Annotated in this window: 20 protein-coding genes; 13 read left to right on the forward strand and 7 right to left on the reverse strand. The window is 63.2% G+C overall.

Annotated features, from left to right (window positions below; genetic code table 11):
- The first annotated feature begins 7 nt into the window (after positions 1-7).
- Entirely contained in the window at positions 8-1,060 is a 1,053-nt protein-coding gene (locus tag BMZ79_RS04025; RefSeq protein WP_218154646.1) for a phosphotransferase enzyme family protein, read from the forward strand.
- 100 nt (positions 1,061-1,160) lie between these two features.
- Here BMZ79_RS04025 and BMZ79_RS04030 read toward each other — a convergent pair whose 3' ends face one another.
- Both BMZ79_RS04030 and BMZ79_RS04035 read right to left on the reverse strand, forming a co-directional pair.
- Positions 1,161-2,366 (reverse strand): MFS transporter, encoded by a 1,206-nt coding sequence (locus BMZ79_RS04030; RefSeq protein WP_090636735.1) that lies wholly within the window; start codon positions 2,364-2,366, stop codon positions 1,161-1,163.
- Between the two features lie 138 nt (positions 2,367-2,504).
- On the reverse strand, positions 2,505-3,434 hold the full coding sequence (locus BMZ79_RS04035; protein ID WP_090636737.1) for an AraC family transcriptional regulator: 930 nt from the start codon (positions 3,432-3,434) through the stop codon (positions 2,505-2,507).
- Positions 3,435-3,621: 187 nt separating this feature from the next.
- Between BMZ79_RS04035 and BMZ79_RS04040 the strand changes: the two genes are divergently transcribed.
- A complete protein-coding gene (locus tag BMZ79_RS04040; RefSeq protein ID WP_090636739.1) occupies positions 3,622-4,359 on the forward strand; it encodes an SDR family oxidoreductase in 738 nt (245 codons plus the stop codon).
- A gap of 182 nt (positions 4,360-4,541) precedes the next feature.
- Here the strand turns inward: BMZ79_RS04040 and BMZ79_RS04045 are convergent, their stop codons facing one another.
- On the reverse strand, positions 4,542-5,267 hold the full coding sequence (locus BMZ79_RS04045) for a GntR family transcriptional regulator (RefSeq protein WP_177221998.1): 726 nt from the start codon (positions 5,265-5,267) through the stop codon (positions 4,542-4,544).
- Between the two features lie 285 nt (positions 5,268-5,552).
- On the opposite strand from BMZ79_RS04045, the gene BMZ79_RS04050 reads away from it, so the two are divergent.
- From BMZ79_RS04050 to BMZ79_RS04100, 11 genes are all read left to right on the forward strand, one after another.
- Positions 5,553-6,893 carry a 6-phospho-beta-glucosidase gene (locus tag BMZ79_RS04050; RefSeq protein WP_090636743.1) on the forward strand — a complete coding sequence of 447 codons (1,341 nt, stop codon included), beginning with the start codon at positions 5,553-5,555 and terminating at the stop codon, positions 6,891-6,893.
- 563 nt (positions 6,894-7,456) lie between these two features.
- Positions 7,457-8,365: a carbohydrate ABC transporter permease gene (locus tag BMZ79_RS04055; protein ID WP_090636745.1), complete on the forward strand. Its 909-nt coding sequence runs from the start codon at positions 7,457-7,459 to the stop codon at positions 8,363-8,365.
- A 1-nt stretch (position 8,366) separates the two neighbouring features.
- A complete protein-coding gene (locus tag BMZ79_RS04060; protein WP_090636747.1) occupies positions 8,367-9,230 on the forward strand; it encodes a carbohydrate ABC transporter permease in 864 nt (287 codons plus the stop codon).
- 103 nt (positions 9,231-9,333) lie between these two features.
- Positions 9,334-10,758 (forward strand): ABC transporter substrate-binding protein, encoded by a 1,425-nt coding sequence (locus BMZ79_RS04065; protein ID WP_090636749.1) that lies wholly within the window; start codon positions 9,334-9,336, stop codon positions 10,756-10,758.
- Between the two features lie 139 nt (positions 10,759-10,897).
- A complete protein-coding gene (locus BMZ79_RS04070) occupies positions 10,898-11,698 on the forward strand; it encodes a sugar phosphate isomerase/epimerase family protein (protein WP_090636751.1) in 801 nt (266 codons plus the stop codon).
- 12 nt (positions 11,699-11,710) lie between these two features.
- Positions 11,711-12,841: a Gfo/Idh/MocA family protein gene (locus tag BMZ79_RS04075; RefSeq protein WP_090636753.1), complete on the forward strand. Its 1,131-nt coding sequence runs from the start codon at positions 11,711-11,713 to the stop codon at positions 12,839-12,841.
- 3 nt (positions 12,842-12,844) lie between these two features.
- Positions 12,845-14,452: a gamma-glutamyltransferase family protein gene (locus tag BMZ79_RS04080; RefSeq protein ID WP_090636755.1), complete on the forward strand. Its 1,608-nt coding sequence runs from the start codon at positions 12,845-12,847 to the stop codon at positions 14,450-14,452.
- Positions 14,453-14,841: 389 nt separating this feature from the next.
- Positions 14,842-16,041, forward strand: a complete 1,200-nt coding sequence (locus tag BMZ79_RS04085; RefSeq protein ID WP_090636757.1) for an MFS transporter — start codon at positions 14,842-14,844, stop codon at positions 16,039-16,041.
- A 232-nt stretch (positions 16,042-16,273) separates the two neighbouring features.
- A complete protein-coding gene (locus BMZ79_RS04090; protein WP_256252539.1) occupies positions 16,274-16,843 on the forward strand; it encodes a sigma-70 family RNA polymerase sigma factor in 570 nt (189 codons plus the stop codon).
- A complete protein-coding gene (locus BMZ79_RS04095; RefSeq protein ID WP_177221999.1) occupies positions 16,833-17,537 on the forward strand; it encodes a DUF4367 domain-containing protein in 705 nt (234 codons plus the stop codon). The genes BMZ79_RS04090 and BMZ79_RS04095 overlap by 11 nt, the downstream gene beginning before the upstream one ends.
- Positions 17,538-17,874: 337 nt before the next feature.
- Positions 17,875-20,082 carry an RCC1-like domain-containing protein gene (locus BMZ79_RS04100; RefSeq protein ID WP_090636761.1) on the forward strand — a complete coding sequence of 736 codons (2,208 nt, stop codon included), beginning with the start codon at positions 17,875-17,877 and terminating at the stop codon, positions 20,080-20,082.
- A gap of 142 nt (positions 20,083-20,224) precedes the next feature.
- Here the strand turns inward: BMZ79_RS04100 and BMZ79_RS04105 are convergent, their stop codons facing one another.
- From BMZ79_RS04105 to BMZ79_RS04120, 4 genes are all read right to left on the reverse strand, one after another.
- Positions 20,225-20,566 carry a nuclear transport factor 2 family protein gene (locus BMZ79_RS04105; protein WP_143088885.1) on the reverse strand — a complete coding sequence of 114 codons (342 nt, stop codon included), beginning with the start codon at positions 20,564-20,566 and terminating at the stop codon, positions 20,225-20,227.
- Positions 20,567-20,618: 52 nt separating this feature from the next.
- On the reverse strand, positions 20,619-21,410 hold the full coding sequence (locus tag BMZ79_RS04110) for an SDR family oxidoreductase (protein WP_090636764.1): 792 nt from the start codon (positions 21,408-21,410) through the stop codon (positions 20,619-20,621).
- A gap of 366 nt (positions 21,411-21,776) precedes the next feature.
- Positions 21,777-22,775: a phage baseplate protein gene (locus BMZ79_RS04115; RefSeq protein ID WP_090636766.1), complete on the reverse strand. Its 999-nt coding sequence runs from the start codon at positions 22,773-22,775 to the stop codon at positions 21,777-21,779.
- A gap of 303 nt (positions 22,776-23,078) precedes the next feature.
- Entirely contained in the window at positions 23,079-23,315 is a 237-nt protein-coding gene (locus BMZ79_RS04120) for a hypothetical protein (protein ID WP_090636768.1), read from the reverse strand.
- Positions 23,316-23,349 lie beyond the last annotated feature (34 nt).

Here is a 23,349-nt window from a genome sequence, read left to right on the forward strand (position 1 = left end):
ACTTGCTATGAATGCAAAACAACCGTCAAACACCCGGCCGGACATCCGCAGCGCGCCGGATGTGTCGGAGCAGCGGCTTCTCCATTGTCTTCGCGACCGGTATCGCCTGAATCCGGTTTCGCTGGCGTTTCTTCCGCACGGCCATGACTTCGGGGCCGGGGTCTACCGGGCGATCGACGAACAAGGGACGGCATACTTGCTGAAGGCGTCCTCTCGTCCGTTCGAGGCGAACCGCTACCTTGTCCCGGCGTATGTGCGGGGTCAAGGGATCGAAGCCGTCGTTGCCCCGATTCCCGCCGCGGACGGCGCTTTGTGGACCCGGCTTGAAGCGTGGACCGTATCGGTCTACCCCTATGTGGAAGGAAGCGCGGGCTTGGACGGCATGACGGCGAAGCACTGGAAGGCGATCGGCGAAGTCATGAAACGCATCCATCAAGTGCCTCCGCCTGCGAACATCGCTTCGCTGCGCGAAGAACGCTTCGATCCGTCCGCGTACATACGCTGGATTCGCGAGTTCGGCGAGGACGATGCGCGCGCGGCCGCCAAGGACTATACCGGGCGCGAGCTGCTCGCGTGCTGGGCCGCCAACCGCGCCATGATCGGCGAGATGATGGCTTCGCTCGCGCGATTGGCGGAGGCGCTGCAGGGCGAGACGCTTCCGCAAGTGATCTGTCACGCCGATCTGCACGCGTCGAACGTCATCCGCGGCCAGGCGGACCGCGTGTTCGTGATCAATTGGGACGAAGCGATGCTGGCCCCGAAGGAACGGGATTTCATCTTCGTCCGCGAACCGCATGCCGCCGCGTTTCATGAAGGTTACGGCGCGGGGGAGACGAACCCTGCAGCGCTCTCGTACTTTCTTTGGGAACGCATCGCCCAAGACTTGATCGAATGCGCGACGAACGCATGCCTGAAACCGGAGCTCGGCGAAGCGAGCAGGGCGGCCGCGGGCCGGGCGGTGCAAGAGATGTTCGCCGGGAGGAAGGGCGGCCACTTCGAAGCGGTCCATGCCGCGAACGAACGGCTGCCGGCCAGCCTTCGCGCTCCGCTGAAGCGATAAGTCGCGCCGAAAATCAAAATCAAACAGCAGCCGGAAACCTCGCGTTTTCGGCTGCTGTTTTTGGACGCCTTAACGGTTCGAATCAGGCGACGAGCGGTATTCAGCCCGCCTCCCGGGCCTTGGTCTCGACGCCATAGACGAGCAGCATGACCGTTCCGATCAGCAGCACCGCGGTAAACAGGCTGAAAATCGGCGCATAGCCGGCGTGCCCCTGCACGAGGACGCCGACGAGATACGGCGCGATCACGCTTCCGATCCGCCCGAAGCCGGCGGCGAAGCCGGCGCCCGCCCCGCGGATCGGCGCCGGGTAGTTTTCGGGCGTATAGGCGTACAGCGCGCCCCAGGCGCCCAGATTGAAGAAGGACAGCAGCGCTCCCGTCAGCAGCAGGGTTCCCGTGCTCTGGCTGAAGCCGAAGCCGAGCGCCATCGCGCCGGAAGCGATCAGGAAGACGGCGAGCGTCGCCTTGCGGCCCCATTTCTCCACGAGGTACGAAGCCGCGAAGTAGCCGGGCAGCTGGGCGAGCGTCATGAGCAGGACGTAGCGGAAGCTCTGGATCATGGTGAAGCCTTTGTCGACGAGGACGGAAGGCAGCCAGAGAAACATGCCGTAATAGGAGAAGGCGATGGCGAACCAAACCGCCCAGAGTGCGATCGTTTCGCGCTTGTAGGACGTGAACAGCTCGCGGATCCGGATGCGCCGTTCCGCTTTCGGGCGATAGTGCGGCGATTCCGGCACCTCGCGGCGGATCCATAGCGCGAGCACGATCGGGAGCGCGCCGACGGCGACCGCGACGCGCCAGCCGTACGGCGGAATGACGAAGTACGCGAGCACGGCGGCCAAGATCCAGCCGGCGGCCCAGAAGCTTTCCAGCAGGACGACCATCCGGCCTCGCGTTGCCGCCGGCGCGAATTCGCTGACGAGGGTGGACGCGACCGGCAGCTCGGCCCCCAGCCCGACGCCCATCAGGAACCGCAGCGCCAGCATGATGCCGAACCCGCCCGCGAACGCGCTGCCGAAGCTGAACGCGCCGAACACCACCAGCGTCAAGAGAAACACGGGACGCCGGCCGAACCGGTCGGCAAGATAGCCGCCCAAGACCGCGCCGATGGCCATGCCGACCAAATTGAACGTGCCGAGCAGGCCCGCCTCCTGCGCTGACAGCCCCCATTCCTTGCGGAGCGCGACAAGGATGAAGGAAAGCAGGCCGACGTCCATGGCATCGAACATCCAGCCGAAGCCGGCGGCCCAGAACACCTTGTTGAGCTCGCGTTTGCCGCCGGTTACTTCCGCGAATACTTGGTTCATGGCAACGCTCCTTTCGACGGTAACGTGCGTACCAGGAGTGTTCCTTAATAAGCGCCGGTTTATTCCGCCGCGGTCCTTCCGCATGCGACAGGGCTCCTGACGATGATCGTCGGAGCCCTGTTCGCCATGCGCGCTTTCTTAATCGTAGAAGTAGGCATCCGCGCGAGGACCGCGAAGCAGCTCGCGAACGTCCAGCATCGGCGGACGCCCGAACATGCGCGCGTATTCCCGGCTGAACTGGGACGGACTCTCGTAGCCGACGCGGAAGGCCGCGTCGGCGGCTTGCATCCCTTCCGTCAACATTAGCCGGCGCGCTTCCTGCAAACGGACCGTCTTCTGGTACTGCAGAGGACTCATCGCCGTGACGCGCTTGAAATGCTTGTGAAACGCGGACGTGCTCAAGTTCGCGGACTTGGCGAGATCGTCGACCGCGATCGGACGGTCGAAATGCCGGTTAATCGCGTGAATCGCCTGTTGGATTCCGTGCGCGTGGCTGCCGATGACGGCGATCTGATGCAGCAGGGCGCCATGCTCGCCTCGCAGCACCCGGTAGAGGATTTCCCGGAGCGCGAGCGGCGCCAAGGCCGGCACGTCTTCTGGCTCGTCAAGCAGCCGCATGAGCCTTGCGACGGCTTGCAGCAATTCGGGCGACATGCGGTTGAGCGTGATGCCGCGGCTCGGCTCCGCGGACGGCATGTGGGGTTTGTTCATTTCGGCGACGACGGCCAAGATCACGTCCGGGTCGAAGCTCAGCTTCAAGGACAAATACGGCGTCTCGGGCGAAGCTTCGACGATGCGGCCGGACATCGGCAAATCCACGGAGACGACTAGATAGGCCGAGGGATCGTATCTGTAGGTTTCGCCCGCCAGCACCGCCGTCTTCGCCCCTTGGGCCACGATGCAGACGGAGGGCCGGTGAACCGATTCCATCGGTTCCGTGACTTCCGTGGCATGCATCAGCGTAAGCGAGGGTATGGCCGTCTCGTACCTGCCGTTCGACGGCGCGTGGCGGCGGACCAACAGCGCGAGCTGCCGCAAGGCTAGTTCCATGGGAAGCGATTCGTTCATGTTCGGAGCTCCTTTTCGTACATAGGCTTGTAGATGCATCATAACCTGCCGAAAGAGAATCGGGCAAGAATCGGAGAGGGATGATCTAACGGCGGCAGCCCGCGCTCCGCTATGATGAATATGCAAGGTCGACCGCGCACGACGCGCGGATCGGCCGATTCTAACGATACAGGGGAGTGGGAGAGCCATGACATTAAAGGACAAAGTCGCGATCGTAACAGGAGCTTCGAAGGGGATCGGGCGGCAGACGGCCATCCAGCTGGCGCGGCTCGGCGCGAAGGTGATCGTCAATTACGCCTCCAGCCATGCAAATGCGGATGAAGTCGTGGAGACGATCGGGCAATTCGGCGGGGAGGCGGCGGCCATTCGGGCCGACGTGAGCAGCGTCGCCGACGTCGAAGCGTTGTTCGGGGAGACGATGGCGCGCTTCGGACGGCTCGACATTTTGGTCAACAACGCCGGCATGATGGTGCCCGCGCCGATCGCCGACATGTCGGAAGCGCTGTTCGAGCGGCATTTCGCGGTGAACGTGAAAGGTACGTACTTCGCGTGTCAGCAGGCGATGGCGCATATGGCGAAAGGCGGGACGATCCTTAACTTCTCGACCTCGGTTTCGGGCGCGATGCTGCCCGCCTACAGCGTTTATGCCGCGACGAAAGGCGCGGTCGAGCAGCTGACCCGGCAGCTGGCCAAGGAATTCGGTCCCCGCGGCATCGTGATCAACAGCATCGCGCCGGGTCAAGTCGCGACGGAATTGTTCCTGAACGGCAAGTCGCCGGAGCTGGTCGATTCGTACCGCCGCATGAACGCGTTCGGGCGCCTGGGCGAACCGGAGGATATCGCGAACGCGGTGGAATTGCTCGTCAGCGACCAAGCCCGCTGGATCACGGGGCAGACGATACGCGTCAACGGCGGATTCAATTGAGCGCATCCGGCCAAAAGCCCGTCCCCCGGCGGAAAGCGGATAAGGTGACGATGCCTAAATATGAGCTTCCCTTAAGCATGGCACCATTAGGCAAACAAATCGAAAGAGCCTGCGCCGCGCAGGCTCTTTGATCTTGTGCGCCCGGCTTCGCGGCTGCCTTTCGGGCGAAACCGCGCCCGCGCCTAGCGATGGTCATACCTCCGTTCGATCACGAAATGGGACATATCGGCCCGGAAAAAGCTTTCGCTGTATTCGATCGGCGTGTTGTCCTGAAGGTAGGAGACGGTACGAATGTGGAAGCAAGGAGCGCCCGGTTCGATCCGGAGCAGCTCCGCGACCGCTTCGTCCGCGATGACCGGCTTCAGCGTATCCAGGGAGCGGTCGATCGGACGCCCGTACTTCTCCTTGAGCAGCTTGAACAGCGAGCCGATTTCCTCCTCGTTCGACAGTCCCGGCGCCAAGGACCACGGCAGATAGATGGTCTCGTAGGCGACCGGCTGGTCGTCGGCGAGGCGAAGCCGGACCAGCTTCGTGACGGGCGATTGCCCGGGAATGTCCAGCTGCGATTGAAACGGGGGTTCGGCCGGCACGACGGACGACGCCAGGAGCCGGGTCTCGGAACGGCGGCCGAGCTCTTCCATCAGCTCGGAGAAGTTGACGATCGGCGCGAGCATATGATGGACGATTTCGGATTTGGCGTCGGCGATGAACGTCCCCCGGCCTTGAATCTTGTTGATGCGGCCTTCCAGCTCGAGCTGCTGAAGCGCCTGGCGGATCGTCGTGCGGCTCACGTTGTAGAGCTTGCACAGTTCATCCTCCGTCGGCAATTGGTCGCCCGGCCGGTATTCGCCGGATTTGATGGCACCGAGCAGATGCTGCTTCACGACGGCGTACTTGCTTATGGACATAGCGGAAACTCCTCGTTCAACATGGAATCCATCCATACAACTGCGCATGGATACGCATTCATCATAACATATCCGCCGAATCGTCGAAAGGAAAGAAAAGGCTCCTTGACGGAAGGCAATCGTAAAGGAAACATTATCGCGAAATTGCGCGATCTCCTCGAAAGTATCGCATCGCTTTGGCCGAAAAGGCGTAAAAATTGAAAAATATGGGTTGACGATTTGTAATGATGAATTTATAATCAGCCTTACCTATAATAACAATGCTAGAGACGGAGGCGTCGCCCCATGAGAAAAGACCGGTTGAAAGTGGCGGTAATCGGCGGAGGATCGTCGTATACCCCCGAGTTGATCGAAGGCTTCATCAACCATTATGGCAGCTTTCCCGTGCGCGAGCTTTATTTGGTCGACATCGAAGAAGGGCGGCGCAAACTGGAAACGGTAGGCAGGCTGGCCGAACGGATGATCGCGCAGGCAGGCGTGCCGATTCGCGTCCATACGACGCTCGACCGCCGGGAAGCGATCGCCGGCGCGGACTTCGTCACGACGCAGATGCGCGTCGGCATGCTGGAGGCGCGTTCCCGGGACGAGAAGATTCCGCTCCGGCACGGGCTCATCGGCCAGGAGACGACGGGCGCGGGCGGCTTCGCCAAGGCGCTCCGGACGATCCCGGTCATCCTGGATATCGCGCGCGAGATGGAAGAGCTGGCTCCGGACGCGTACATGATCAACTTCACGAACCCGGCGGGCGTCGTGACGGAAGCCGTGCTCAAGTATTCGGGCATCCGCACGGTCGGCTTGTGCAACCTGCCGATCGGCACCAAGATGCAAATCGCGAAGCTGTGCGGCGCGGACGTATCCGACGTGAGCATCGAGATGGCCGGCATCAACCACCTGAACTGGACGACCCGCATCGTCGTCGGGGGCGCCGACATCACGGCCGCCGTGCTGAACAAGGCCGCGGGCGCAAGCGGGTTGACGATGAAGAACGTTCCCGATTTCGGATGGGACGCGGAATTTCTCCGTGCCATGGGGGCGCTGCCGTGCAGCTATCATCGTTACTATTACATGAAGGATCTCGTGTTCGAAGAGATGAACAAGACGTTCCTGGAGAAGGGCACGACGCGGGCCGACGACGTCAAGCGGGTGGAGAACGAGCTGTTCGAGCTGTACGAGGACCCGGGCTTGGCGGTCAAGCCCCCGCAGCTCCAGCAGCGGGGCGGGGCGTATTATTCCGAAGCGGCCGTCAACCTGATGACGTCGATCTACAACGACAAGCGCGACCTTCAAATCGTGAACGTGCGCAACGACGGCATATTGCCGTTCCTGCCGGCGGACGCGTCGGTGGAGGTCAACTGCGTCATCGATTCGCAGGGCGCGCATCCGGTCCGCATCGAGGCGCCGATCCCTCCCCAGATCCGAGGGCTGCTGCAGCTCGTGAAAGCTTTCGAAGAGCTGACCGTGAAAGCCGCGGCGGAGGGCGACTATGCCGCGGGCCTGCAGGCGTTGACCCTGCATCCGCTGGTTGGCAGCGCGAAGCTGGCCAAGCAAGTGTTCGACGAGATTCTCGCTGCCAATGCGCCGTATCTCCCGCAATTTCAGGGTCATCGCCTCGGAGCGAAGGCTTAGAACAGGGCGGTGCTCGGTCCGCCATCCGAAGGACGGCGGCGAGAACCGCACCGGACCCGCGCGTCTCCTTGAGCGGCGCGAGGGTCCGATGCGGGTCGATAGCTGCCGGCAATAAGATCGGAACAAAGTCGGCAGAGCTCATAACAATGTTAATTGAAATCGCTTACATTACAATCAATTTCGTTATTTACATGAAAGGTAGTAACCTTTATAATGAGTCATAACATGTTAGATAAGCAAACACAAACATGCCGCGAGAAAGGAGGAGTGCGTTACAGTCGGCGGGCAATCCGCCGGACGTCGGCCGGACAAGCCACTGGGAAAGCCGTTGGGCGCAAGCCGCCGGACAACGGCCGTACAAGCCCGCCGGACAGCGGCCGGACAAACCGCCTCGCACCGCCGCGGGCGCGTATGCCGCATGCCGGCATCGAAGCGGGCGCGTTGCCGCTTGCTCGCATCGCTACGATTATCCGCACGCAGCATCTTCTTACATCCGGTTCAGTCGAACGCCGCATGGTTTTGGAGTCAGCCACCATTAACGATGCAAGGGGATGAAACCCGATATGGCAGGCCTACGCCTTGGAAAGAAGACGGAATTGCGCGAAACGAAGTATCTGTACCTGTTCCTGTCGCCTTGGATCCTCGGACTTCTGTTGTTCACGGGCGGCCCGATCCTCGTATCCGGCTACTACAGCTTCACCCGCTACGACATCGCCCACGAACCCGTATTCATCGGCTTTCAAAACTACATAAACCTGTTTCAAAACGATCTCTTCTGGAAATCGTCCGGCGTCACCTTATATTACACGCTTGTCGGCGTTCCGGTCGGTCTCGCGGCCTCGCTGTTCCTGGCCATCCTCCTCAACGTCCGCATCCCGGGACAGCGCGTATTCAGCACCATCTTCTACTTGCCCTCGGTCGTCTCCGGCGTCGTGCTGTCCCTGCTGTGGGTCTGGCTGCTGGATCCCGACTTCGGCGTCGTGAACGTCCTCTACTACAAGATCACCGGCAACACCGGTCCCCAATGGCTGTCCGACGAGCATTGGGTCATTCCTTCCCTCATCATGATGTCGCTCTGGACGCTCGGCAACAACGTCGTCATCTACCTCGCCGGCCTGAAGAGCGTTCCGCCCAACCTGTACGAAGCCGCCCAGATCGACGGCGCTTCGCGCTTCCGTCAACTGGTGAACATCACCATTCCCATGATCTCGCCCGTCACGCTGTTCCTGCTCATCACCGGCATCATCGGTTCGTTCCAGGTGTTCGTCCAAGCGGACGTCATGACCAAGGGCGGTCCCAATTACGCGTCCTACTTCTACGTCTATTACCTTTACCAGCAAGCGTTCCGCTCGTTCAACCTCGGCTATGCGTCCGCAATGGCCTGGGTGCTGTTCGTCTTCGTCGGCCTGCTGACCTGGCTGATGATGAAGGTGTCCAAACGGTGGGTCCACTACGAAGGGGGCGGGGATTGAGATGACGACGCGCAAAATCGCCGCGGGACGCTCCGCGTCCGCGGGAGAACGAACGGTCAAGGCGCTGGCGTTCGCGACCCTGATCATCCTGGCGGCGCTGATGATCCTGCCGCTTTACATCATGGTCAGCACCGCGCTCAAGACGCAGCAGGACGTGTTCCTGTTCCCGCCCGAATGGGTGCCGAGCCCAGCCGTGTGGCATAACTTCATCGACGCGATGAAGGCGAGGTCGTTCGGGCGGTATTTCTACAACACGTCGATGTACGCCGTCGTCGGCACGTTCGGCGAGGTGTTCTCCTCGGCGTTCGTCGCCTACGGCTTCTCGCGGTACCGCGGCTATGGCCGGGGCGCCATGTTCCTGATCCTGCTCGCCACCATGATGATTCCGTACCCCGTCACGATGATTCCGCAATTCGTCCTGTTCAAGAACCTGGGCTGGATCGATTCCTACCTGCCGCTGAACGTGCCGTCCTTCCTCGGTTCGGCGTACATCATCTTCCTGCTGCGGCAGTTCTTCAGCTCGGTGCCCGTCGATCTGTTCGAAGCCGCGCGACTGGACGGCTGCAGCGAGCTCCGGACGTTCTGGAATATCGCGCTGCCGCTCTGCAGTCCCGCGCTGGCGAGCGCGGCCATATTCGGCTTCATGTATCGGTGGAACGATTATTTGGGCCCGCTGATCTATCTGAATACGGATTCCAAGTTCACGGTGTCGATCGCCTTGTCGTCCTTCACGAGCATGTTCAACATCGTGCCCTGGCATCTGCTCATGGCCGCCGGCATCGTGGCGATTTTGCCGCCGACGATCATCTTCTTCCTGGCGCAAAAGTATTTCGTCCAAGGGATCGTCGTGTCCGGTCTGAAATAGCCGGCCGCGGAACGGAAGGGAGGGGATGCCGGCCGGGAAGACGCCGCATCGCTGCCAAGTCGGGAATGGTTCGATAACGATGATACGCATAGGAGGGTTATAGATGGCGAAGAAGTGGATCGGCATCGCGAACGTCGCGTGCCTCGGAGCGGTATTGGCGCTCGGCGGATGCAGCTCGGACACGGGCAACGGGGGGAATGGGGGCACGAACGGCAATACGGGGGCGAACGCGAACGGCGCGGCGAACGAGCCGGCCGGAGGCGGTTCGAGCGGCGGCGGGAAGAAGGTCACGATTACGCTGCTGAACGCGCAGGACAACGGAATCCGGGACAAATTACTGCCGGACGTCGTGAAGAAGAAATTCGAGGCCGCCAATCCGGACATCACGCTCGAAATCGTCAGCGTGCCTTACGATCAGTTCGACTCCAAGATGAACACGATGGTCGCGGGCGGCACGCCGCCGGACATCTGGAGCCACTGGGGCCAGAGCGGCTTCGTCGATTACAACGTCCGCGACATGGTTTTGGATCTGACGCCGTACATGGCCGACTTCAACAACCCCAACATCCCGCAGTCCACGCTCGACATTTACAAAATCGACGGCCAGCAGAAAGGCATTCCGCTGAATATTTACTCCAGCATGATCTTCTATAACAAGGAGCTGTTCGACAAAGCCGGCGTGACGGTGCCGAACTACAAGCCGGGCGATTCGGCATGGACATGGGACAAACTGGTCGAGCTCGCGAAATCGGTGAGCAAGGACTACGGCAAGCCAAGCGCCGTCTACGGATTCACGTACGGCATGGGCGAGCATCTGCTTACGTACAGCTGGGATTGGGGCCTCGACGTCTTCGCGCCGGCCTACGCCTCGGGCTTCCTGGACAAGGCGGACTTGACGGATCCGAAGCTCGCGGAAGCGACGAAGTTCTTCCAGGATATGATCTTCAAGGATAAGGTCATGCCGACGAAGGCCGTCGAGGAATCCATCGGCAAAATCGGCGATCCGCTCCTGACGGGCAAGGTCGCGATGTCGCTCGTCGGCAGCTGGGCGATGGGCGGCTTCAAGGAAACGAACATGAAGTTCGGCGTGCTGCCGCTGCCGACCGGTCCCGCGGGCACGTCGACGCCGTTCATCTACGCCGACCCGCTCATGATCTCCTCCAAATCGAAGAACCCGGACGCCGCCTGGAAGCTCGTGAAGTTCATGACCAGCCCGGAGATGCAGATGGAGATGACGAAGACGACCGGCTATCCGCCGTCCGACACCGTCGCGTACGCGGAATGGTTCAAGCAGTACGAGGGGCTGACGGACACCGCCTACCTGGAAGAGGTCAACTCGGCCGCGATCGAGAAGGGCAAGGAATCGCCGAACCATCTCATCGCCGGCTACGGCGACATCACCTCGTTCATGCTGAACGAGCAGCAGGCGATCTTCAACAAGGAACAGGACCCGGCGGCCGTCCTGAAGGACATGAATCCCAAGTTCCAGCAGCTGCTCGACGATATCAAGCAAAAAGCGGGCAAGTAACGCCGTCCGCGCGCATAGATAAGCGGTAACGGCATGGATCGGGGGCCGGAACGCGAAGCGCCCGGGTACCTGGCGGGCATCGCGGTTTCCGGTCGCCGCCAATCAACGCGTACCAGCCAGAGAGGAGCGTGGACACCGCATGAAGCTGTCCATCGGAGGATTTTCGTTCTTTAATGAGAAGCAGGCCGGCAAGATGGATATATTCGGCTATCTCGAATCGGTCAAATACCGCTATCGCCTGGACGCCGTCGACTTGTGGAACGGCTTCTTCGCGAGCGGCAACGATGACGGTCTCGTGCTATTGCCGGAGGAAGAGGTCATCATCAAGATTCGGGAGGCGATCGACGAGCGGGAGCTGACGGTCGCGAACATCGCGCTCGACGGCGTCCATCTCGTCGATCCGGACCCGGCCAAGCGCGAGCGGCTGTACCGGAACGCGCTGCTCCATCTGCGCGCCTCCGAGCTGCTCGGCGCGCGGACGGTCCGCATCGACATCTGCACGCAAGGGACGGAAGAGATCGGCGAGGCCGACTTCGACTATATCGTAAAGCGCTATCAGGAATATTGCGACCGCGGCGCGGAACACGGCTATACGGTCGGCCCCGAGAACCATATGGGAGCGGCGCTGAATCCGCATCTGCTCAAGCGGATCGCCGAGGCGGTGGATCGCCCCAACTTCGGCATCCTGCTGCACTTGAAGCGCTGGAGACCCGAGCATGCGGACGGCGACGCGATCGTGGCGCCGTGGGTCGTGCACACGCACGTCGACTTGAAAACGCTGACGTCCGGCGAAGCCGAAGCCTCGGTCCGGGCGCTGGAGCAAGCGGGCTACGGCGGCTACTGGGCCGTCGAGCATAACGCCAAGACGCATGCCTATGAAGAAATCGACTGGATGCTGGCATCCGTCAGAAGAATGTTCAATCGCATGGGCGAGTCCTGAGGAGGAGCGACTATGGAACCGGTCAGAATCGGAATCATCGGCGTCGGCCAGATCGGCAAGCATCATCTCGAGCAGTACGCCTCCATCGGCGGCATCGAGATCGCGGCCGTTTGCGACGTCAACGAGCCGGAGGCCCGCCGCGTGGCGGAACGCTACGGCATCGGAAGCGTCTATACCGACTATCGGGAGATGCTCCGCCGCGACGACCTCGTCGCGGTGGACGTCTGCCTGCACAATAACTTCCACGCGCCGGCGACGATCGCCGCGCTGGAGGCGGGCAAGCACGTCTACTGCGAGAAGCCGATCGCGGGCACGTACCGGGACGGGGCGGCGATGGTCCGGGCGGCGAACGACTGCGGCAAAATGCTGCATATTCAGCTCGGGACGCTGTACCGCGGCGAGACGAAAGCCGCCAAGACGCTGATCGACGAAGGCAGGCTCGGGCGGCTCTACCATGCCCGGTCGACCGGCTTCCGGCGGCGCGGGCGTCCGTTCGTCGACGGCTACGGCACGCCGTTCTTCACCCGCAAGGACGCCGCGAGCGGCGGGGCGCTGCTCGACATGGGCGTCTATCATATCGCGCAGATGCTGTATCTGCTGGGCATGCCCGAGGCGACGCGCATCTCGGGCCGCGTCTATCAGGAGATGGACATGGATGCCAAGCGGAGAGCGGAGAGCGGCTTCGACGTCGAGGAGTCGGCCATGGGCTTCGTGCGGTTCGCGGGCGGCGCCACGCTCGACATCATCGAAGCGTGGTCGCTCCATCTGGACGGCCTCGAAGGCGGCAGCCTCGTCGGCTCGCGCGGCGGCATCCGGCTGCCGGCGTATTCCGACGTCCGCGCCACGACGGGCTTCGGCTATTACACGACGGTCGGCGACATGGACGTCGACGGCACGATCGACCTGAACGCCATGAGCGAGCGCCGGCGCCGCCTGTACCCGGACGAGGACGCGTACGAATCGTCCGCCAAGCATTGGGCGGCCGCGCTGCAGGGCAGGGTCGGGCTGCTGCCGACCGCCGAGCTCGCGCTGCAAACGATGCTCATCAGCGAAGGCATCTACCTGTCCGCGCAGCTGGACCGGGAAGTGACCGCCGAGGAAGTGGCGGCGCATTCGCCGGCCGTCATCCGGGAGGCGAACTGAACAATGAACTTCGAACCGCTGTATAATCCTTATCCGTCGCGGCGCATGACGACCTACGGCCGCAAGGGCATGGTAGCGACCGCGCAGCCGCTTGCCGCCCAGGCCGGACTCGACGTCCTCAAGCGGGGCGGCAACGCCGTCGATGCCGCGATCGCGGCGGCGGCGTGCCTGACCGTCGTCGAGCCGAATTCGAACAGCATCGGCGGCGACACGTTCGCGATCGTCTGGGCGGAGGGCAAGCTTCACGGCCTGAACGCGAGCGGCCCGGCGCCCGCCGCGATCTCGCTCGAGGCGGTCCGGGCGGCCGGTCACGAACGGATGCCGGGCTACGGCCTGCTCCCGGTGACCGTTCCCGGCACGCCGGCCGCTTGGGCCGCGCTGGCCGAACGGTTCGGCCGGCTGCCGCTGACCGAGACGCTTCGCCCGGCGATCGAGTACGCGGAGGACGGCTACCCGGTATCGCCGACGATCGCGCGTTATTGGGCCGACGGCTTCCGGAACATCGGCGAGCTGGGGGACGAGCTTTACGCGCCGTGGTTCGCGACGTTCGCGCCGGCAGGCAGGGCGCCGGCCGCCGGCGAGCTGTGGCGCTCCGAAGGCCACGCCCGGACGCTTCGCTCGATCGCCGAGACGAACGCGGAATCCTTCTACCGGGGCGAGCTGGCGGACCGGATCGACCTGCACTTCCGGGAGAAGGGCGGCTATCTGAGGAAGGAAGACTTGGCGGCGTATCGCCCCGAGTGGGTCGAACCGATCCACGTGAAGTATAAGGGCTACGAGGCATGGGAGCTCCCGCCGAACGGCCAAGGGCTCGTCGCGCTGATCGCGCTGAACATTCTGAAGGGCTTCGATCACGCCGCGAAGGATCTGGCCGACACGTACCACAAGCAAATCGAAGCGGTCAAGCTCGCATTCGCCGACGGTTTGGCGTACATCACCGACCCGCGGCACATGGACGTCTCCGTCGACGCGCTGCTGTCGGACGCGTATGCCGACGAACGGCGGGCGCTGATCGGGGAGCGCGCGCTCGTCCCGGCGCCGGGCGAACCGCCGACGGGCGGCACGGTGTATTTGGCCGCGGCCGACGGCGAGGGGAACATGGTCTCGTTCATTCAGAGCCACGCGGGCGATTTCGGTTCCGCCATCGTCGTGCCCGGCACCGGCATCTGCCTGCAGAACCGCGGCTCCGGCTTCTCCCTGAACCCCGATCACCGGAACGCGCTTGCGCCGGGGAAGAAGACGTTCCACACCATCATTCCCGGCTTCCTGACGAAGAACGGAGTTCCCGTCGGTCCGTTCGGGGTCATGTGCGGCTCCATTCAGCCGCAGGCCCACGTGCAGCTGCTGCTGAACACGATCGATTTCGGACTCAATCCGCAGGCCGCGCTGGACGCGCCGAGATGGCGGTGGGTCCGGGATACGGTCATCGAGGTGGAGCCGGGCTTCCCGGATCATCTCGCCCAGGCGCTGGCCAGGAAGGGCCATACCGTGCAGCGGGCGCTGGACGTCGGAATGTTCGGCCGCGGCCAGATCATCTGGCGCGATCCCGCGAGCGGCGTGCTGGCCGGCGGCACGGAGCCGCGGGCGGACGGCGAGGTCGCGGCCTGGTAACGCCGCGGCTCGCCGGGCCGCGTCTGCGAAGATCGACAACCGTCACGCGCCATCACTCGCCGTTGTCTCTCGAGCGAGAGGCGCGCAATCGTCGCATCGGACACCCGCCCGGAACCGTCGGGGGGCCGAAAACGGTGCGGCGGCTCAACCGTGCGCTCGAACGTACGCTCCTTCACTTGGAAATCGCGGCATTCGCGGGAAATCGCGGATTCGTTCCGCGGTTTCCTTTTTTTCGCGCCGACCGGACGCGAATGCGCCGGACGGGGTAGCAGGAGCGAGCGCTGCCATTATATACTAGTACACGCACGGGAAAGGATGGATTACGGGACATGTCATCGCCAGCATTACCTTCATCGGCCTCATCGTCTACATCGTCTACATCGTCTTCAATGCCCAACGCGCGTACGCTCGGCATCATCAAAGCGTTCAATTTTTTCATTTATGGCGCCATTTCCATTTACGGGACGTTTTTTCCGCTGTACTTGAAGGATGCCGGCATGTCAAGCTTCGCGATCGGCCTGCTGCTCGCCGGCGGTCCGTTCGTGTCGCTGCTCGCCAACCCGTTCTGGGGCTATTGGAGCGACCGCCTCGAGAACGCCCGGCGCATCCTGCTCATCCTGCTGATCGGCAACGCGGCGGTGATGCAGCTCGTCTTTTCCCTAAAGGCGGTTTATCTGATTTTCGGCTTCATGCTGCTCTATTTCTTCTTCCAAAGCCCGTTGTTCTCGCAGAGCAACAGCCTCATTCTGGACGTGGCCGAGAAGACCGGACGGAAATTCGGCGCGTTCCGGCTGTGGGGATCGCTCGGCTGGGCGGTCATGGCGGTGGCGACGGGGCCGGTCCTCGAACGGCTGGCGATCGGCCGGCTGTGGATCGCGTACGGCATCATGATGGTCGTCTCCATCGGCTTGGCGTTCCTGCTGCCCCGCGGCGGCAAGACGGACGCCGCCCGGAAGGCGCCCCGATCCGGTTCCCGGCAGCTGTGGGGCAATAAGCCGTTCATGCTGTTCCTGGCCATCGGGGTGCTGATCTCGATTCCGAACTCGATGAACAACACGTTCGTCTCGATTTATATAGCCGACTTGGGCGGGAAGAGCACGCTGATCGGCTGGTCGGCGTTCCTGTCGTCGATCTTCGAGATTCCGGTCTACCTGCTCTTCGACCGCTTCCTGCGCAAGAACGAGCGGACGATGATCGGCTGTCTCGCGGCGGTCAGCGTGCTGTACGCGCTCCGCTGGTTCCTCATGTCGACGGCGACGACGCCCTTTACGGTCCTCTTCATTCAGGCCATGCACTGCCTGACGTTCGCGGGCTACTACTACGTGGGCACGCAATTGACGGTCATGCTCGTGCCAAGGGCGTTCCGGGCTTCGGGCCAAGCGCTGTACGCGCTCAGCTGGGGCGGCGTGTCCGGCATCGCGGCCGGCGTGACCGGCGGCTGGATCTTCGAGCAGTTCGGCGCGCACGCGATGTACCGGATCAGCGCGGCGACGGCGCTGCTCGGCGTGACGGGCTTCGCGCTCCTGTACCGCTTCATCGCGCGGACGGCCGCGAGCGACGCGAACGTGCCCGGCTTCAGCGGGCGCTGACTGCTTGCTCGAATCGGAAGCATCGCCGTCCGCCGGACGGGATTCCGGCGCGTTGCTTTTCCGGTACTGAAATTCCGGTACCGCAATTCCGTTACTGCAGTGCAATCCAGCACAGCAAGGCGATACTGCGTTCCGGCATTGCCGTCCACCATCGAGTCAGGTCAACCCGCGGCGGGGTTGGCCTTTTTTTTCGCGTCATGCAGCGGATGGCGAACGAAGGCCGTCTAATAGGGTGGAGGTGGTAACCGTGAAGCCGGCCGGCTCGACAATTCATGAACCGATTGCGAAAGAACCCGCTCTAGCGCTGGAGCAGCTGATGGACCGCTTCGGCGCGCTCGTCCTGCGCACGGCTTATTTTTATACGGGAGATCGGCATCTAGCCGAGGATATCAGCCAGGAGGTCTTCCTGCGCGCGTTCCGAAAATGGACCTCGTTCCGGGGCGAAAGCACCGTCAAGACGTGGCTGACGACGATGACGATCAACGTATGCCGGGACAAAACGGGCGCGCGCATGTTCGCCGAGCAGCCCACCGATCCCAGTCGTATGGACCGGGGCCGTACGCTCAGCGTCGAAGACGAAGCCATCGAACGGTTGGAGAAGAGCGAGGTGCTGCGGCATTTGCTGCGCTTGCCCTTGCCGTATCAGGAGGCCATTTACTTGTACTATTATCTGGAGCTAAGCACGAAGGAGATCGCGAACGCGACGCATGCGCCCGAAGGCACCGTGCGCAACCGGCTGCACCGCGCGCGGGAGGCGTTGGCACGGGAAATCAAAAAGGAGGCATCGACCGATGACCGATAGGGATCACACGATGGACGCGGATCATAAGCTGGGGGAACAACTGCGGCAGGAGTTGGACGAAACGCTGTTCGCTTCGCTGGACTTCAGCGAACGCGCGAAGGGAGAGATTCGTCGACGGGCCGCGCACGAGAAGACGGGACGACGGCGCGCGTTCCCCGCATGGCGGAGAACGGGGGCGGCCGCCGCGATCGCGGCGCTCCTGCTGGTCGCGGCGTTTCTGTTCGCCCGGCAGCCGGACGCCCCGGCTCCCGGCGGACAGCCGGGCGGCGCCGCGCCGGGCGGAAGCGGCTACGGCTCGGAGCTGTCGCAGCTCGAGACGAAGCCGCTCGGCTCGGCGGAAGACGCGAAGAAGGTCTTCGGCCCCGGCTTGCTTGTCCCGTCCGCGCTGCCGGAAGGCTACGCGCTTGCGGATATCGCGTCGACGGGCAAGAAGGATCAGCCGGTCCGGGACGTGACGTTCAATTACGCGACCGCTTCGGAAGACAAGACGATCACGTTCATGGTCAGCCGCGCGCCGGCCGCGTTCCCGGCCGACATGTTCTCGCCGACGAAAGTAAACGGCCAAGACGGCTACGTGTTCGAACAGCCGACGTTCGTCGAGCTGTATTGGACGAAGGACGGCATCCAATACGCCGTGCTCGGGCCGATCACGGCCGATGCGGCGATGAAGATCGCCGAATCGGCTCGGCCTTGACGCTGCGTTCGGCACAGCGGCGGCGCCATCGTCAAGCGGCGCTCCGCGCATTTCCTAAAAGTCGCTAAAAAGCGACTTTTTTCTTTGAAATCCGAGCCGGGTGCCAAGTTGGGGAAGAAGACGCATCACGCCCGGGACCATTTTCTGGTAGGGTAGGAGGGACAAGCCGGATAGTCGCAAAACGCGCCGCCGTTCGCGCGCAGCGCGGAGGCTGCGCGGATCTTGTGCGCGAACGCGCTCCGCGGGTTCCGTGGCGCGGATCGCAAAGCCCGTGCGCGGACTACGGGTCAAGCCCGCCGATTGCTGCCGGGCGCTCGAATCGAGAAGGAGGAATAAGATGCGTACGAGGAAGTTTATCGGCATTATCGGACTGGCCGCCTTGCTGGCTGCCGGCACGGCGGCGGCCAAGCCCGGACCGGACGAGCGGCAGCCGCTCGTTTTGGCAGCGGGCGCGCATAGTTTGGCCGCCAAGGGAGACGCGATCCGGGCCTGGGGCAGCGACCGGTACGGACAGTTGGGCGACGGCCGGCGCCCGATCGGCACGACGCCCGGGCTAGTGGCCGCCTTGAACGGCGTCGCGGCGATCGGCGCGGGCAGAGATCACAGCTTGGCCCTAAAGCAGGACGGAACCGTCTGGGCATGGGGCGATAATTACGCCGGCTTGCTCGGCGACGGCGGCGGTCAGGACCGTCCGGCGCCCGTGCAGGTCGCGGGCCTCGGTCCCGCGGCGGGCATCGCGGCGGGCGCCGCCCATAATTTGGCGGTCGAACGGGACGGTACGCTGTGGGCGTGGGGCGAGAATCTGCTCGGCCAGCTCGGCGACGGCACGGTCGTCGACAGGTCCGTTCCCGTCCGGGTTGCGGCGCTGGAGCGGGTCGACGCGGCGGCGGCGGGCAACGCGCACAGCCTTGCGCTCGCCGAAGACGGCGCGGTATGGGCGTGGGGCGACAATGGGTACGGTCAGCTGGGCGACGGCACCTTCTCCTCGCAGGCCGCGCCCGTTCGGGTAGAGGGGCTTGACGGCGTGTCGGCCGTCGCCGCGGGCGGCGAGCACAGTCTGGCGCTAAGAACCGACGGGACCGTGTGGGCATGGGGGCGCAATGGAGAAGGCCAGTTAGGCGACAGTACGCTCGAGAACCGGACTTCGCCCGCGCAAGTACCGGTCTTGAACGACGTGACCGCCATCGCGGCGAACGGCAATCACAGCCTGGCGCTCCGCGGCGACGGCACTGTGTGGGCCTGGGGAAGCGATGCTTCGGGCGAGCTTGGCGACGGCGGCGGCGCGGACAATCGGAACGCGGCGGTCCAAGTCAAGGGGCTCGATTCCGTCGTCGCGATCGCGGCCGGCCAGGACCATAGCTTGGCGGTGACCAAAAATGGCGACGTCTGGGCGTGGGGCGCCAACGCCTCGGGCGAGCTCGGCGATAATAGCACAACGTCCCGCCAGAAGCCCGTCCGCATCGCCCGCCTGGGCGCGGCGACGGCGCTCGCCGGCGGCGGCGACCACAGCCTGGCGCTCGGCGGCGACGGCACCGTCTGGGCGTGGGGCGACAACCATGCCGGCGAGCTCGGCGACGGAACGCCGCTCTTCCGGGCCGAGCCCGTCGCGAGCGCCAAGGTCAAAGGCGTCCTTGCGCTCGCGGCCTCGACGAACGGCGAGCATTCGCTCGCGCTGGCCAAGAACGGCGACGTCTGGGCGTGGGGACGCAATCAGACGGGGCAGCTGGGCGACGGCACGACCGCGGACCGCTCCGAAGCGGTCAAGGTGCGGGGCCTCGGCAAAGCCGTCGCCATCGCCGCGGGCGATTATTTCAGCGTCGCCTTAAGGAAGGACGGCACCGTCTGGGCGTGGGGCAACAACTACTTCGGCTCGCTCGGGGACGGCACCAACGCGAACAGCGCCAAGCCCGTTCAAGCGGCCGGGCTTCGGGACGTCGCCGCCATCGCCGCCGGCGACGATCATACGCTGGCGCTGCGCGGAGACGGCACCGTCTGGGCATGGGGCGAAAATCACGCCGGCGAGCTCGGGGACGGCAGCACGACGAACCGATCCGTTCCCGTGCAGGTGGCCGGACTCGAGGCGGTCGTCGCCGTGGCGGCGGGCAGCGACCATAGCCTGGCGCTGAAGCGGGACGGCACCGTCTGGGCATGGGGTGCCAATGCGGAAGGTCAGCTCGGCGACGGAAGCACGACGAATCGGACCGTGCCCGTCCAAGTGGCCGGGCTCGGCGCGGTGACGGCCGTCGAAGCCGGCATCAATCACAGCCTGGCGCTGAAGCAGGACGGCACCGTCTGGGCATGGGGCGCCAACGGGTTCGGGCAGCTCGGCGACAACCGTACCGAATCGCGCGCAACGCCGGCTCAAGTCGCCGGCCTTGATTCGGTGGTTGCCATTGCCGGCGGCGACTACCACAACTTCGCCGTGCGAAGCGACGGCACGGTCTGGGCATGGGGCATGAACGGCGACGGTCAGCTGGGCGACCGCACGACGGACAACCGCTTGTCGCCCGTGCAGCTGACGGAGCTGCCGTTTACGGATCAGTAATCCAAGTCGGATCTCGGGCACGTCTTTTGCCTTGCTCTTCCATACATTGGGTTAAAAAACAGCGTCACCGCAACGCCGAACAACCCCATCGAACCTCGATGGGGTTGTTCTCGTTGCGGTGATCGTCCGTCGTTCGTTTCGTTCACGGGAACGAAATCGCCACTTCCGCGATTTTGTCGCCGGACAGCTTGAACGCATGCTTGAGCAGGAGCGGATCGGGCAGGTTCGTCTTATCGAACTCGCCGTCGACCGAAGCGATGACGGCATAGTCCCCGTCTTGCTCGGCCGCTTCCGTGACGACGAAACGGACCTTCGGGCCGAACACCTCGGACCGGCTCCATTCCCCGATGGCTTCCATACCGATGAAGACGCGTTTGAAATCAAGCACGCAAGCCTGTTCGTCGAACGCGGCCAGGAACTCGTCCGGCATCCCGTCGTTCGCGGCGGCGAAATACGCGTTCACGGCATCTGGCAGTTGAGTCATCTCTTATACCTCCTGAATTGGCGAGAATATTGGCGTAGCAGCGGGGGTACGGTCAAACCGTCGGCACCGTGCCGCCGTCGATCACGAATTCGCTGCCCGTAATGGAAGCCGCGCGGTCGGACAACAGGAACGCGGCGAGCTCCGCGACTTCCTCCGGCATGCCCGGGCGCCCGAGCGGAATGCCGCCGAGCGAAGCCATCAGCTCCCGCAGCGCGGCTTCGCGGCTGCCCGCCGCCGTCGCGATCCGGTCGATCATCCGATCCGCCGCTTCCGTCTGAATGAAGCCCGGCGCGATCGTGTTGACGCGGATGCCTTTCGGCGCGAATTCCTTGGACAGCCCCTTGCTGTACGTGGTGAGCGCCGCCTTGGACGCCGCATAGGCCAAGGTCGTCTCGAACAGCGGCAGCTTGCGCTGAATGGAGCTGACGTGCACGATGGCGCCTTTGCGTTGTTCGGCCATGAACGGCAGCAGCTGCCTGTCCAGGCGAACGGAACCGAGCAGATTCTGGTTCAAAGTCGCGATCCAGTCTTCCTCCCTCAAGGCCAATGCGCCGCCCGGAGGCGTGGATGCGCCGCCGACCGTATTCACGAGCAGATCGACGCCGCCGTGCTTCTCCTTCACGGCGTTCACGATCAGCGCCGTGCCTGCCGGCTTCGTCACGTCGGCCTGCACGAAGTGAACACGGGGGATCGCGTACGCCGCCGGAATTTCGCGGGCGGTCGTCAGCACGTTCGCGCCGCCTTCGGCCAGCCTCTTGACGATTGCATAGCCCATGCCTTTCGTGCCGCCGGTGACGACCGCCCGTTTGCCCTCGAATTCTTGCGTAAAGGATGCGATACTCATGTAATAAGGCCTCCCGTTCATGATAGTTGGATGCGTGCGTCGAGCACAGGAGTAAGCATACGCCGAACGGAACGATTCGTCTAATTTATATAAATGATGAGTATCATTACTTTCGTTCATGAAAAGTCGTTGTCATTCCTGAAGCTCGTTTATCGGTTTGATGATAAGGATGAATTATACAAGCCGGGCAGCCAGGATTAAAATAAGGACGCGTTAAATAGGGAAGAACAAAAGGAGACGAAACCCCATGCCTGCTTACCCGCCGGTTCCGGCGCCTAACCGCCGTGCTAGACGCAAAGAAAGCCGACCGTTCGGAATCGAACGGCCGGCTTTTTGACATTGCCCGTCGCAGGCAAGGCGAAGCGGTTAGAACACGCTGTCCGGCACGTAATACACCTTCTGCGTATCTTTCTTGTCGTCGGGGTCCGCGACGATCGTGAAATACACGTTGCCGTCCTTGGTCTGCACGCCTTCGATCTCGTGCTTGCCCACGTTCGTCACGTTAACGAGCGTCTTGTAAGCGCCGGTGCCGGACATCATCGCGATCTGCGGCGTATCGCCTTCCGCGCCGCCGGACGTGTAAATCTCCGAATCATCCAGCATGTCGAGTCCCTGGAACGATCCGTTCGGCCGGACGATGCCGTCGCCCGATTGCGTGAAGCTGGCCACGCACGCGCCGACCGCGTCCGCGCTGTCCAGGCGGACTTGTTCGCTGCCGTCCAGCAGCTTGTTCAGCGCGACCGTATCATAGACGGACCAGGTGACATCGCCTTCGGCGGTCTGCACCCGAAAGATCGTGTAGGCGCTGTTGCCGCCGCCGTCGACGCGGTAGGTGTCGCCCAGCCGGGAACCGGTCTTGTCGGCGTAGTTCAGATAAGTGAACCGGTGAAGATCCGTGTAATCGCGCGTAGTCCCGGCGTCATACTGAAGCCGCGCGACCTGCAGCGACCAGTCGTACGAGGTGGACGGGTCCGCTTTCGAGCTGAAATAGAAGTAGTTGACGCCGTTGTAGGTGTACATGTCGAGCGTCTGGCCGTGGCCGGCGTTGGTGATGGTCATTTCGTCCACGTAGGTCGCGGTGCTGCCGCTCATGAGCAGCCGGGACAGGTAGACCGTTCCGCCGGATCGCTGCGTGACGTACACGTACGTCGAAGCGATGTACGCTTTTTGGACGGCGAGATTGTGATGCAGCCCTTTCAGGCTGTACGCAAGGGTCGCGCTTGCCGAGACGGTGCGCGCTGGCGCGGCCGCGAAGGCGGGCGACGCGATCGTGCCGAACAGCAGACCGGCGATCGCGAACGAGGCCAGAACCTTCGGCTTTGGCGACTTGCGTGGCTGGAGCAGGGACGATTGGATGCGCGGCATGAGAGAGTACCTCCTTGGATGGCGATGGAATCATGGCCACACCGGTATGGATCATGGCCGGACTGGCACGGAATCATCCTGATTATCGCGGAGGATGAAGGAGCCGGGAATAGGCAGCGGGTACCAATTCCGGTTAAGGTTTTGTTGCCGGGGCAGCGGGGAGCCGGAGAGGAGCGGCGCGGAATGGGCCGTAGCGGCTCGCAAAGACGTAACGAACACAAGGATACAAGCTCGTTCCCGGCATACGGAACCGAACGTGCATCCTTGTTCGAGGCGGTAACCCGTATCGGGTCGGGCGATGCCTTATTGGCCGAAGTTGCCGGAGAACTGCGCGACGACGGCTTGCACCTCGGCAACCTTGTCGGGCTTCAGCAGGGTGAGCATCTTCGGGATGAACCCTTCGACGTCGTTCTTGGAGAACGTGCCTACGTCCTGCTTCCGGAAGTTCTCGGCCAACACGGCTCTGGCTTCCTCTTCCTTGCCTTCTTGCACGCGCTGCAAAATAAACTGCGCGAACATGTCTTGTCCTTGCTTGTCCATGCGAACAGCCTCCTGAATGATCATAATATAACAC

The sequence above is a fragment of the Paenibacillus sp. UNC496MF genome (assembly GCF_900113915.1).
In the GTDB taxonomy this organism is placed as follows: Bacteria; Bacillota; Bacilli; order Paenibacillales; family Paenibacillaceae; genus Paenibacillus_Z; species Paenibacillus_Z artemisiicola.